At 69.0% G+C, this 12,310-nt stretch carries 13 protein-coding genes; 12 read left to right on the top strand and 1 reads right to left on the bottom strand.

The annotated features are described in order from the left end of the window. The first annotated feature begins 72 nt into the window (after nt 1–72). Genes ACIBG8_RS54265 through ACIBG8_RS54230 form a run of 8 tightly spaced genes read left to right on the top strand, consistent with a single transcriptional unit; the run spans nt 73 to nt 6,758 of the window. Complete coding sequence (locus ACIBG8_RS54265) at nt 73–981, top strand: PKD domain-containing protein (protein WP_397351308.1); 909 nt, start codon at nt 73–75, stop codon at nt 979–981. A gap of 35 nt (nt 982–1,016) precedes the next feature. Further along, nucleotides 1,017–3,482: an IPT/TIG domain-containing protein gene (locus ACIBG8_RS54260; protein WP_397351389.1), complete on the top strand. Its 2,466-nt coding sequence runs from the start codon at nt 1,017–1,019 to the stop codon at nt 3,480–3,482. A gap of 19 nt (nt 3,483–3,501) precedes the next feature. After that, nucleotides 3,502–4,425: an IPT/TIG domain-containing protein gene (locus ACIBG8_RS54255; RefSeq protein WP_397351307.1), complete on the top strand. Its 924-nt coding sequence runs from the start codon at nt 3,502–3,504 to the stop codon at nt 4,423–4,425. Continuing rightward, nucleotides 4,425–5,297, top strand: coding sequence for a hypothetical protein (locus ACIBG8_RS54250; RefSeq protein ID WP_397351306.1), 873 nt, complete (start codon nt 4,425–4,427; stop codon nt 5,295–5,297). Before ACIBG8_RS54255 ends, ACIBG8_RS54250 begins: the two co-directional genes overlap by 1 nt. 10 nt (nt 5,298–5,307) lie before the next feature. Continuing rightward, nucleotides 5,308–5,844 (top strand): hypothetical protein, encoded by a 537-nt coding sequence (locus ACIBG8_RS54245; protein WP_397351305.1) that lies wholly within the window; start codon nt 5,308–5,310, stop codon nt 5,842–5,844. Then, nucleotides 5,841–6,092, top strand: coding sequence for a hypothetical protein (locus tag ACIBG8_RS54240; protein ID WP_397351304.1), 252 nt, complete (start codon nt 5,841–5,843; stop codon nt 6,090–6,092). Before ACIBG8_RS54245 ends, ACIBG8_RS54240 begins: the two co-directional genes overlap by 4 nt. Nucleotides 6,093–6,111: 19 nt before the next feature. Continuing rightward, nucleotides 6,112–6,336 carry a hypothetical protein gene (locus tag ACIBG8_RS54235; protein ID WP_397351303.1) on the top strand — a complete coding sequence of 75 codons (225 nt, stop codon included), beginning with the start codon at nt 6,112–6,114 and terminating at the stop codon, nt 6,334–6,336. Nucleotides 6,337–6,359: 23 nt separating this feature from the next. Next, on the top strand, nt 6,360–6,758 hold the full coding sequence (locus tag ACIBG8_RS54230) for an HK97 gp10 family phage protein (RefSeq protein WP_397351302.1): 399 nt from the start codon (nt 6,360–6,362) through the stop codon (nt 6,756–6,758). Nucleotides 6,759–6,768: 10 nt separating this feature from the next. On the opposite strand, the gene ACIBG8_RS54225 is transcribed toward ACIBG8_RS54230, so the two are convergent. Next, nucleotides 6,769–7,074, bottom strand: a complete 306-nt coding sequence (locus ACIBG8_RS54225; RefSeq protein WP_397351301.1) for a hypothetical protein — start codon at nt 7,072–7,074, stop codon at nt 6,769–6,771. 179 nt (nt 7,075–7,253) lie between these two features. On the opposite strand from ACIBG8_RS54225, the gene ACIBG8_RS54220 reads away from it, so the two are divergent. From ACIBG8_RS54220 to ACIBG8_RS54205, 4 genes are all read left to right on the top strand, one after another. After that, complete coding sequence (locus tag ACIBG8_RS54220; RefSeq protein ID WP_397351300.1) at nt 7,254–7,739, top strand: hypothetical protein; 486 nt, start codon at nt 7,254–7,256, stop codon at nt 7,737–7,739. A 4-nt stretch (nt 7,740–7,743) separates the two neighbouring features. After that, nucleotides 7,744–8,301, top strand: coding sequence for a hypothetical protein (locus ACIBG8_RS54215; protein WP_397351299.1), 558 nt, complete (start codon nt 7,744–7,746; stop codon nt 8,299–8,301). A gap of 82 nt (nt 8,302–8,383) precedes the next feature. Beyond that, nucleotides 8,384–11,557: a hypothetical protein gene (locus ACIBG8_RS54210; RefSeq protein ID WP_397351298.1), complete on the top strand. Its 3,174-nt coding sequence runs from the start codon at nt 8,384–8,386 to the stop codon at nt 11,555–11,557. A gap of 22 nt (nt 11,558–11,579) precedes the next feature. After that, nucleotides 11,580–12,310 (top strand): hypothetical protein (locus ACIBG8_RS54205; protein ID WP_397351297.1); only part of this gene is annotated, 731 nt, incomplete at its 3' end.

The following is a 12,310-nucleotide window of genomic DNA, read 5'->3' as shown; positions in this document are numbered from 1 at the left end:
ATAAGCGAGTTCTTCGGGGGGAGAACAACAATGGCTGGAATTGCGTGCCCCACATTCCTGCGGGGCCGTCGCATGCGCGTCACGCGGCTGGACAACGCCGGGCGACCCATCTCGTCGGCGTGCGCGTTCGTCGTCACGAGCGGCTTCGTCAGCGTCGAGCTCGGCGCGGAGGTCGAAGACGGCGAGGAGACCACCGTCACCAACGCGGCCGGGGAGATCTGCGTCTCGGAGAAGGCGTGCGACCAGTTGAAGTGGCGCAACGTCACGATCACGTTCTGTCAGGTCGACCCGGATCTGGTGCAGATCATCAACCCGACCTACAAGAAGGTCGTCGACGCGGCCGGGAACACCGTCGGCTGGCGCGGCAGCTCGTCGCTGTCGTGTGACACCGGGTACGCGCTGGAAATCTGGATGGACACCACCAACGTCGACAACACGGTCATTCCGTCGTATGCCGACGGCGTGTGGGGTTACCTGCTGCTGCCCTGGGTTGTCGGCGGCGCACCGGGCGATCTGACCATCGAGAACGGCGCGCTGTCGTTCGTGTTCAACGGGCGTACCAAGTCCGGTGGCGGGTGGGGTGTCGGACCGTACGACATCACCAAGATCGGTACGGCGAAGCCGGCGCCGCTGGCGACGCCGATCGCCGCCGATGAGGACATGGACCTGGAGCTGGTCTACCTCACCCCGCCTGCCGCGCAGTGTGGTTGCCAGACGCTGCTGGGTGCGCCGATCATTCAGGACCTGTCCAAGGACTCCACCGACAACACCAACATGACGGCCAGCCTGACGCCGAAGAACTCGGTCGACGGCACCGGCAAGCGATTGTCGATCAACTGGGGTGACGGCACCCCGACCGTGGCGGCGGTCGACAGCGTGGCCCAGACGCACCAGTACGCCGCGGCGGGCACCTACACCGTCATCCTGATGCAGGAAGACAGCCCGTCGACCAGCCAGAGCGCCACCGTCCCTTTCTCGTAGGGCTCGACCCTGAGGTCTCGGTACGCAATGACGCCCTGACGGCCTACGCGACCGCGACCGGCGGGGTTGAGCCGTACCGAGTGGACTGGGGAGACGGACAGACAACGTCCGGGGTTGGCGAAGGTGTGGAGGTCGCCCACACCTACGCCGCGCCGGGCACCTACACGGTCACCGTGACCGGCGCGGACAGCGGCGTCACCGAGGTCAAGGTGACGGTGACGTTGCCCGCGCCGACGAACCTTCGCCTGCGCGGCGCTGTCGCCCCGCAGCGGGTCGACCTGCTGTGGGACTACCCCGATCTCGCGTTCGACTACAAGCAGGCCACCACGGCGGGCGTCGTGGCCGACCCGAGAGCGTGGACGCAGACGATCACCCCGGTGCTGATCTCGACCGATCGCACCGTGGTGCTCGTCGGGGACGCCTCGACCAAGTTCACGATCCTGGCCGGGACGGCGACCCTGACCGGGCAGGAGTGGGCCAACACCCCGGCCGGGGATCAGCTGCCGTTCCCGCTGTGGGCGCGCTTCTACATGCGGATGGACGCGCGCCCGTCGACGGCGTGCCAGCTGGCGTGGCTCAAGCAGGCCACCACCGACGGCACCGGCGAGCAGTCCTTCCAGCTCGGGCTTTCCACGGCCGGGGCGTTCACCGTCGCCACCGGCGGCGCGGACGCGGTGGCGACCGACATCGTGCCGCAGCTCGGCCAGTGGATACGCGTCGAGATTGGGCTGGCCACCACCGGCGACAACACGATCGAGGTCCGGGTCTGCGACGGCGACGACCCGCACGCCGCACCGAACAAGGTGTGGCTCGGCCAGACGGCCACGAGCTTGGCTCACCAGTGGAACGAGTTCACCTTCGGTCTGGCCGCCAACGGCCCGGCCGCCGACGCTGTGGTGTGGCAAGACCTGTGGGAGGTGTCCACGCTCGGCTGGATCGGCCCGTACGCCACCACCCGGCGGGCCCGCACCGTGCGGGCGGTGGCCGGAACGCTCGGGTTTCGCATCTACCGGGCCGGGCCCGACGACGTCACCGCGTTCGAGGTCATCGACACCGTGTCCGACCCGTGGGTGCGCACCTACACCGACACCTCGCTCGCCCCGGGCGGGCCGTACGCCTACAAGGTGAGCGCGGTGCAGGACCTGGACGAGTCGCCCTACTCCAACACCGTGACGGTGGCCACCACTCTGGCTGCGCCGGAGCTGCGGCAGTGGCGGGCCTCGCAGAACGCCACTGCGTATCTGGCGTGGGAGACCCCGGCCTTCGAGTGGCGCTGGTACAACAACGCGGCCAAGAGCTTGCCGGGGCGGCGGCCGTGGGACCAGACCGATCAGGTAGACGGCGGCAGCGTCGCCGACGACGCCGCGGTGTCGCTGGTCGGCGGCGTGTCGACCCGGTACGTGCTCCCGGCGGCCGCGCCCAGCTCGGCGCAGGCCCGCACCTGGTGGCAGGTCAAGACGGCGCTGTTGCCTCGGCCGCCGTTCTGTTTCCGCTTCTACGGCTACGCCGACGCCCTGCCTGCGGTCGAGCCGCAGATCGTGTTCGGGCTGGAGGGCCCAACTCTGGGTGCGGCCCAGGTGCAGGTGCAGATCGACAACGCCGGTTTGCTGTGGGCGCGCGCGACCGGCGGTTCGTGGACCGCGTCGACATTGAGTGTCGCGGCTGGTTCGTGGTGGCGGCTCGAGATCGGCGTCGGCGAGGACGGGCCGCGCCGGGTGACGCTGCGCATCACGCAGGGCTCCGACCCGCACGCGGCGACGTTCACCGAATCGGTGCTCGACGTCGGCGTCGACCTGACGCAGCTGACTCTCACCCAGGCGTGGTTCGGGATCGTGCCCAAGGCGGCCGGGGCGTGGGCTGTGAACCAGGACCTGTGGGCGGGCTCGACGGCCGGGTGGGTGGGCGCCTACCCGCAGATCGAGAACGCCGGGAGCAGCGGCACGGTCCCGTCGGGGTACGTGCTGCAGCGCAAGGTGGACCCGGCCGTGTTCGCCGACCTGGCGACGATCACCGACCCGTGGGCCTCCACGTACGCCGACAACCCCGTCGTGGACGGCACCACCTACGTGTATCGGGTGGCGGCCAAGTACGGGGCGTATCAGTCGGTGTGGTCGAACGAGGTGTCGATCGTCGGCGCTGGTTCTGCGCCGCAGATCAGCTCGGTGACGCCGAACATCGGTGTGATGGACGGCGGCACCCAGGTCACGATCAAGGGGCTGTCGTTCACCGGGGCGACCGGCGTCATGTTCGGGCCGAACGCCGGGACGGCGCTCACGGTGGTCGACGACGAGACGATCGTGGTCACCTCCCCGGCAGGGTCGGGCCCGATCGCGGTGGACGTGGTCGTGACCACGCCGGGCGGCAGCGCGACCAAGACGGGCGGGTACGCCTACCGGGTCAAGGACCTGGCGCAGCTGGCCACGCTCGGCGACACCTTGAACGACCTGGCCGGGGTGGCTGCCACCTTGGAGGGCTTGCACGAAGGAACACCCCAGGCATGAACCGTAAGGAGCGCTGATCATGGGCAAGGCAAAGAACACCACGGTGGTGGCGGACGCTGTCGACGCCGAGGGGGTGCTGTCGGACCCGTCGGGCAGCGTGCGCGTGTTCGCCGACCCGGGCGGCTGGGATGGCATGGCGCTGTGGGAGCGCATCGGGGCGTGGATCTCCTGCTGGATGATCGCCAACCCGTGGTTTCCGTGGCAGCACGGCAAGGACGGCCGCGTGCTGGTGCAGTCCAAGACGGACGGCACCCTGTACTACCTGGTCGACTGCGAGCTGATCACCGAGCACGGCGACGCCCCGCTGAGAGTAGGCACCGTGGATGTGTGCGCGGCGGCCACGGCCGGGCTGCTCGTGCTCAAGCCGGGCGATGTGCCGGACAAGGACCCCAACGACGAATCCTGTCTGCCGGTGGTTCCGGCTCCGAAGCCGACCGCGATCGACCCGGACGCGGGCCCTGCGGCCGGGGGGACGGCGGTCACAATCACCGGCGAGCACTTCACCGGGGCGACCGGCGCGAACCTGGGCGGCAAGGCGCTGACCGACTTCGTCGTGGTCTCCGACACGCAGATCACCGGCAAGACCCCCGCCGGGGCAGTCGGCGCGGTCGTCGAGCTGGAGGTGCTCGGCGACGGCGGTTCGGGCAAGCTGCGCAACGCCTACACCTACGCCTACCCCAACATCGTGATCACGCCGCCGCTCGTCCCGGCCACCGGCCCGGCAGCGGGCGGGACCGCGGTGACGATCAACGGGTCGGGGTTCACCGGCGCGACCAAGGCCACGTTCGGGTCAACCGAGGGCACCTCGTTCACCGTGGTCTCCGACACGAAGATCACCGTCACGAGTCCGGCGCAGGGCAGCGAAGACGCCACCGTCGACGTCACCGTGTTCAACCCCGACGGCTCATCCAAGGCGGGCGGCGCCTGGACCTGGAGCGCGTGATGGGTTCCCCGCTTCCGGACCCGCCCCGGGCGATGGCCTGCACGCCGTGGCCGGTCGACATGTCGGCGTGCAAGGGCTGGGCGGCCGACCCCGGCGACTGGACCCCGGCCCAGAACCAGGCCGTGGCGTGGGCGTCGGAGATCTTGTGGCGGCTCACCGCGGGCCGGTACGGCACCTGCCTGGTCAAGGTGCGCCCGTGCATGAAGCGGTGCACCGACATGTACGGCGGCGGCGAGATCTACGCCTCCGGCCCCGGCTGGGGCGACTCGGCCGGGTGGGGAACGGCCGGGGTGTCGTATGGGTGGTTCGCGCCGCTGCTCTACAACGGCGACATGTACAACATCTCCTGCGGCTGCCCGGGGGATTGCGAGTGCGTGTCGGTGTGCAAGGTCGAGCTGCCCGGCCCGGCCTGGCTGATCGAGGAGGTCAAGCAGGACGGCGCGGTGCTCGACCCGTCGGACTACCGGCTGGCCGCCGACTACAAGACGCTGTGGCGCGTCGACGGGGATTGCTGGCCGCTGTGTCAGAACATGTCCGCCCTCGACACCGAGCAGGGCACGTTCTCAGTCACCTACCAGCGGGGGCGTCCGGTCCCGGCCGGGTCGATGGGGTCGGCGGCCGCCTCGACGCTGGCGTGCGAGCTGGCCAGGCTCGGCTCGGCGGAGTGTCAGATCCCCGAGCGAGTCACCCAGGTGCAGCGCGACGGCATGACCTACACCCTGGTCGACCCGATGGAGTTCCTGAAGGAGGGCCGTACCGGGGTGGCCAGGGTCGACATGTGGCTGGCCATGGTGAACCCCGACGGGCTGCGCTCCCGGCCGCAGGTGTGGTCACCGGACCTGCCGCAGACGCGCGCCGAGTGGCTGTCATGAGGGGGCGCTGATGGGCATCGTCGCGGACAAGAAGCTGCCGCTGCTGGTGGCCACCATGTACAAATGCCTGTGCGACACCTTCGCGGCCAGCTCGCGGCCGGTGTGCCGGTGCTTCGTCTACCACGGGGCGGCGCGCCCGCCGGTGGAGAACTGCACCCCGTGCGGTACGGCTGATCCCGCCCATGACCCGCCGCAGGATGCGCCGAACGGGCAGGCCTGGGTGCGGGTGACGCGGGTGATCCCGGTGATAGACCCGGTCGCCGCGAACTGCTGCGTCAACCGGTACCAGGCGGTGCTGGAGATCGGCGTGCAGCGCTGCCTGCGCGCGGTCTCCCAGCAGGGAGAGGCGCCGTCGATTGAGGACCTGACGGCGGACGCGTTCGACGCGTACGCCGATTGGGAGCTGCTGCGCAGCTCCGTGCAGGACTGCTTTGTCGGAGACTCGTGCGAGGCACCCCTGAACTGGGTGTCGTTCGGCGAGCCAGTCGGCCCGGCCGGGGGATACTCCGGGTGGGCGTTCCAGTTCCAGGTGGAGTTGAGCACATGAGCAAGATCCGTAACGACGACAGCACCGAGACCGCCGAGCCCACCGAGAGCCACTCGTCGGCCGAGGCGGCGGCCGGGCCGGCGCCCGCCCCGGAGGTGGTGCAGGTGTGCATCCGGATCGACTACCCGATCTCTAATTTTCCGCATCTGCCGGTCGGCCGCCCGGTCCGGGTGGCGCGCACCGACCTGGTGGAGATGCTGATCTCCAAGAAGCACGCCACGGTGTTGTCCGACGAGACGTGCGGGTGAATGTCTGGTGTCGTGGCGTGTGGAGATCCGTCTGGCCTCTGGTTCCCGCGCGGCCGCCGGGCGGGTGCTGCGCTCCTTCGATGACGCCCGGTGTTTCCCGACGCTCACGCTCGGGGACTCGGTGTTTCACGAAGGGCAGCGCTACCGGCTGGTGGCGCGCGAGACGCATCTAGAACGAGACGGGACGACGATCATGTACGCGGTCGCCCCGCTGGTCAGGCGAGGCGTCACCGTAGGGCCGTAGACGAGCCGGGGGGAGGGGTCATCGTGGGGTGCACGATCACGATGCACGACAGCGAGATCGACGCGCTGCTCGGCTGCGGCGGCCCCATCGCCCGGCAGGTGCGCGCGGTGGCCCAGGCGTGCGAGGCGCTGTCGAAGGCCACCAGCAAGGTGGACACCGGCCGGTTGCGGGCCTCGATCAGCTTGGACATGGGGTGCGGGGGCGGGTTCATCCGGGCGGAGATCTTCGCCCCGGTGAACTACGCGATCTACGTCCACCAGGGGCACGGGATGATCTTCCCGAAGTCGGGCAAGTTCCTCGTCTTCCCCGGCAAGGGCGGCGGGCTGGTGTTCGCCAAGTCCGTGCGGCCGGTCGCCCCCTACCCGTGGCTGGTGCGCGCTCTGGAGGCCACTTCGCCGTGGCCGGTGGTCGTGCACAGCTGACAGCGCGCGTCTACTCGGGCAGGCGGCGCAAGATCTCGGCCATCATCTCGCTCTGCTGAGCCATGAGCGCGCCGTGCTGGGTCAGAACGCCCTTCACCTCGTTGAGGCCCTTGACGAGCTCGGCCAGTGCTTCGCTGTGCTCGACCTGGACTTCGACCATGTCGGTGAGCGTCGACTCGATCCCGGTGAACCGGGCGTCCACCCCGGCCCGCAGCTCGACGATGCGCGTCTTGATGTCGGGCAAGTCCAGGCCAGTACGGAATGCCTCAGCTTCCAGATCGGTCAACCGGCCCTCGGTGCTCTTGATGCGGCTCATGCGTTGCGGGGTTCCTCTCGCGGGGGGCGATATGTGCTCAACAATATCGGGGGCCGTGTCGTCGGGGCTCGACGCGCCGGGCGGCATGTAGCTTCGCTCATATCGCCCCAAAGGCGCGCCGTCAACGGGACGGAACGTGCGCTCACTCTGTGGGGCGCTATCCATGTTTCGGGGGAACCATGGCAGAGACAACGCCGGTATTCGAGCTCGACGTGGACGACGTCGCCATCGCTGCGCCGCCGCCGAAGACGGCCACGATCCGGATGGGCGGACGCGTGTACACCGCGACGTGCCCCAAGGACGCGGTCTGGGCCGAGCTGATCGCCGCCGGTCGTCAGGGGTCCAACGTCGGCACGCGTCTGCATGGGCTGCTGAGGTTCTTGGACGTGGTGTTCGGCTCGGACCAGTCCGATGAGCTGGAGCAGCGCTACCGCGACCCGAAGGACGTGCTGAACTACTCGCACCTAGTGCTGGCTCGTACCCGGCTGGAAGAGCTGTGGAAGGAATGGGTCGAAGAGCGGTTCGCCGCGATCGGGCTGCTGATGGCCGATGAGGACCTGGACGAGCAGCTGGCTGACCCCACCACGGTGCAGGTGACCGAGGCCAGTGCGACGGCGACGGCCAAGAAGAAGACCACCAAGGACCCGCGCAGGAAGGCCGCGTAGGCCGGTGATCGGCCCGCCTGGGCTGCCCGCCAGGTTCCGCATGTCCAAGAGCGGCCGGACGCTGCACGTGCCGGAGATACCGGCCCGGGATCTGATGCGGCTGTTCGCCGACAACGCCTGGCTGGTGCTCATCCCGCACGGCATGAACGACTCCGATAAGGAGTACCTGTTCGGCCGGTTGATGGACCCGGCCGATCCGCTCGACATGGTGCGTCTGTATCGGGCGGCAACCCGAGTGCTGGGCGGGTGCGTCGGCTGGGACTGGCACGTCGGCCAGCGCCTGGCGGTCAAGGCGCGCGCCCAGTGGTCCAGCTTCGATGCCTGGTCGGTGCGGCAGGGGTTCGACCCGTACGCGTGCGCGGCTCCGCGCCTGTTCAACGCGGTGTTCTCCTGGCTCGGGTCGCAGTGCGTCAAGGATTCGGACGCGGCCAAGCTGGAAGCGGAGCTGTTCGCGCCGCCGTCTTTGCCGCCCTCGATCCTGGAAGAGGCGCCGCTGTGGTCGGCCGCCGAGGAGGGGTCGGGGTTCATGTCGGCGTTCGCCGCGCAGAACAAGAGCAGCTAGAAGGGGGTGAGGTTACCGAATCCCACTCGGAACGGCGGTTACCCTGAGCTAAGGCTTGGTGACCGAACGTTCGGGGGGACGTGTGAGTCTGGCCACGGCTTCCGTCGACATCATCGCCGACACCAGCCGATTCAAGGAGGACCTGCGCCGCAAGCTCGAACAAGACTGCTCCAGCGACGCACTGGAGAAGTGCCTGTCGAAGGTCCGCGGCGACAAAGCCGGTCAGAAGATCGGCCGAGACTTCTCGGCCAACTTCGACAAGGCGATGGCCAACTGCAACGCCTCCAAGGCGGTCGACGACTGCCTGAACAAGGCGGGAGCGTCCTCCGGCAAGGCCGGAGCCAAGGTCGGCCGCGACTTCAAGTCCTCCTTCGCCAAGGCCCTTGCCAGCAGCGACTCGGGCAGCATCGCCCGGTCCATGAGCAAGGACCTCATGCAGGCCACCTCCGGCGCGGTCTCCCTGCGCGGCGCCCTGGTCGCCCTGGGCACCACCGCCCCGGCGGTCATCGCCCCCTTGGTGGCCGGGGCCGGCGCGGTCGCAGGCGGGTTCACCGCCGCCGCCGCGGGGGTCGGGGCGTGGGCCGGGGTCATCGGCCCGGCGGTGTCGAACGTGCTCGACGTCCGGCAGAAGATGGCCGACCTGGACGAGCGCATCGCCAAGGCCGACACCACCAAGGAGAAGAACCAGCTTCTCCGGGAGCAAAAGCGCCTGTATGACGGCCTGTCCAGTCCGCAGCAGAAGTTCCTCGGCGAGGTCAACAAGACCGCCAACGCCTACCGCAACCTGCAGAAGGCGACCGAGGCCAAGGGGCTCGGCGCGCTGGCCCCGTGGTTGAAGACCGGCCGTGAGCTGATGGGGCAGGGCGCTCCGATCGTTGACGCGTTCTCCGACAGCATCAAGACGCTGGGCCAGGAGGCCAACACCGCGTCGAAGTCGGCTTTCTGGCAAGGCGTCCAGAAGTGGATCAAGGATGCGGGCCCGGACCGGTTCGAGTCGATCGGCCGGGCGGCCGGGAACATGGCCAAAGGGGTCGTCGGCGCCATCAAGGCGCTGGATGACCAGTTCGGCGACGACGTGTTCGGCGGCCTGGAGAACATGGCCAAGGACTTCGCCACGTGGGGCGAGAATCTGGGCAACAGCCCGGGTTTTCAGAAGTTCGTCGGCTTCGTGCGCGAGAACTGGCCCAAGGTGCAGACCGCGATCGGCGGTATCACCGACCTGGCGGGCAACATCGCCACTGCGCTCGCCCCGCTGGCGGGACCTGCCTTGGACGGGCTCAACACGGTGCTCAAGGGCATCAACGATTTCGCCACGGAGAACCCCGGCGCGTTCAAGACCGCCGCTGTCGGGGTGCTCGCCCTGGCGGGCGGCATCAAGGCCACCAAGCTGGCCGTGGCCGGGTTCAAGGGCGTCAAGGGCGTGCTCAGCTTCATCAAGGGATTGAAGGGGCTGAAGAAGGGCGGCGACATCGTCACCGGCTTGAAGGACACCGCCGGGACGCTGGAGAACATCTCCGACACCGTGGACAACCTGTCGAAGTGGGCCGGGCTGCCCAAGGACTTCCTCGGCGGCATCCTGCGCGGCATCGGCGACGGCATCGGCGGCGCCATCTCCGACTGGTTCAAGGGCGGCGAAGACGTCGAAGTCCACCCCGTGATCGTGTGCGGTGACTGCGCCGACCAGTTCAAGGCGTGCCTGGAGGACGTCGAGGTCACCCCGAAGATCAACTGTTCGGGGTTGGGTGCCGCGCTGAACGCGTGCTTCACCGGCGACGACGGCGTCACGATCGTTCCGCAGATCGACTGCTCCGGCTTCGGCTCGGTGATCGCCGACTGCATCGGCGACATCCAGATCAGCCCGTCCATCAACTGCCCGACCGGGTGCGACGTCACCACCACCTACTCCAGCTCGGGCGCACCCGGCTGCCCCTCAGGCGACAACTGCGAGATCAGAGTCCGTTACGTCGCCGGGGACGCCCCCGCGTGCCCGACCAAGCAGTGCCAGATCGACGTCTCCTACAACCTCGTCGGCAGCTCTCCCGCATGCCCGGACAACGGCTGCCAAATCGACGTCTCATGGAACATCCCCGCCTTCGACTGCCCGACCATCGGGTGCGGCGTCGACGCGGTGTGGGGCATCCCCGCGTTCGACTGCCCGACGATCGAGTGCAACGCCACGGTGAACCTCACCACCGAGGGCAGCAGCGGCGGAGGCGTGAGCGGCTTCATCAAGAACGTGTCCGATCAGCTGTATGCCGACACCGACACCCTGGGTAGCGCGATCAACAAGGTGTTCTCCGGCGACTTCTCCGGCGCGGCCGAGTCGTTCGCCTCCAACTACGTCTCCGGCATCCAGCGGTTCTTCTCCGGGTCCGGCGGCGCCGGGAACATCCCGCTGACGGCGACGTTCACCAACGTGGTGTGCCCGCCGATCAACTGCGCCGGGACCGCCCTGTTCACCGCTGCGGTGTGCCCGCCGTTGAACTGCGCGGGCACGGCGTTGTTCACCGCTGCTGTGTGTCCGCCGCTCAACTGCGGCGGCACCGCGATCTTCACCGCTGCCGTCTGCCCGCCGCTGAACTGCAGTGGGACGGCGATCTTCACTCGGGCGGTGTGCCCGCCGCTCAACTGCTCGGGGACGGCGATCTTCTCGCGGGCGGTGTGCCCGCCGCTGAACTGCAACGGCACGATGCGCGTCACCTCGGCGGTGATGGCCACGAAGGTGCCGGACCAGTCCGCGCGCGTGAACTACACGCTCGGCACCCAGGCGCCGCCTCAGCCGAAGTCGACGCAGGTCAACTACACGCTCGGGTCGCAAGCCAACCCTCAGCCCAGGTCGACCACGGTCAACTACACCCTCGGGTCGCAGGCCGCCCCGCAGGCGATGTCGGCTACGGTGAACTACACGCGCGGCAGCCAGGAGGCCCCGGCGGCGGCCGCGAACGGCGACTACGTCACCTCCGCGCAGTACCGGCTGGTCGGCGAGGCCGGACCCGAGGTGATCATCCCGCTGACTCGTCCGGCGCGGGCGCGTGAGCTGGCCCAGCAGTCGGGGCTCATGTCGCTGCTGACCGGGTTGCGCAGCTCGGGCAGCGCCGTGGCGTCGTCGGTCGCGGAGAAGGTGCAGACCATCATCAATGCGCCCATCACGGTGCAGACACCGGCCAAGGACCCCGAAACGGTCGCCTACAAGGTCGTTTCCCGGTTGACGTCGGTGGCGGCGTCGACCAGTGCTGTCGGACTCGGGACGGTGTGAGGCAATGGCGTGGGAAGGGTGGATGTCCTTCAACGGGACCGAGATCATCAACAACCAGCGGGCGCAGGTCTACGCCGGGAACGGCGGCATCTCCATGAAGTGCACCGGCGGGTGCAACCTGCCGGTGGCGTTGGATGATCCGCCCTACACCTACCCGGCCGACGTGCCCCCTGCAGGGGCGGACTGGTACGACCCGGCGGTGCCCGAGAGCGCCCGGTTCTACGGGATCGCCGGGCTTGAGGTCATCGGCTTGTCGAAGAGCCCCGGCAAGCGCGACCCGGTCGGTCTGGTACGCGGCGGCGCGGCGATCGGCCCGTACATCCTCGAAGAGCGGGAGATGACGTGGAAGGTGCTGCTGCTCGGCGCCGATGACTGCGCCTTGTCCTACGGGCTGGCCTGGCTGACCTCCGCGCTAAAGGGCAGCGCGTGCCTGCCGAGCATGTGTCAGGGCGGGGAGCTGTGCGTGCTGACGTGCTGCCCGCACTGCACCGACGAAGCGTGCGGGGAGCGGCACGTGCGGCGGGTGTTCGACGTCGGTCTGATGGACGGACCGTCGGTGACCAAGCAGACCCGGTTCGGCGGCGGCGTCATGTGGGAGGCCGAGTTCGTCATGGTCGCCGGGAAGCCGTGGATCTACCGCCCGGCGTTGGCCTCGACGAGCACGGCGTCGGTGACTCGGGTGCAGGAGAACATGCGTCTGCTCACCGCCGCCTCGACCGGGCAGGCCGAGGTGCTCGCCACGCTCGCGGCCGC

It is taken from the genome of Nonomuraea sp. NPDC050556, assembly GCF_044457355.1.
Taxonomy (GTDB): Bacteria; Actinomycetota; Actinomycetes; order Streptosporangiales; family Streptosporangiaceae; genus Nonomuraea.
This window is presented reverse-complemented; position numbering and strand designations above follow the sequence as displayed.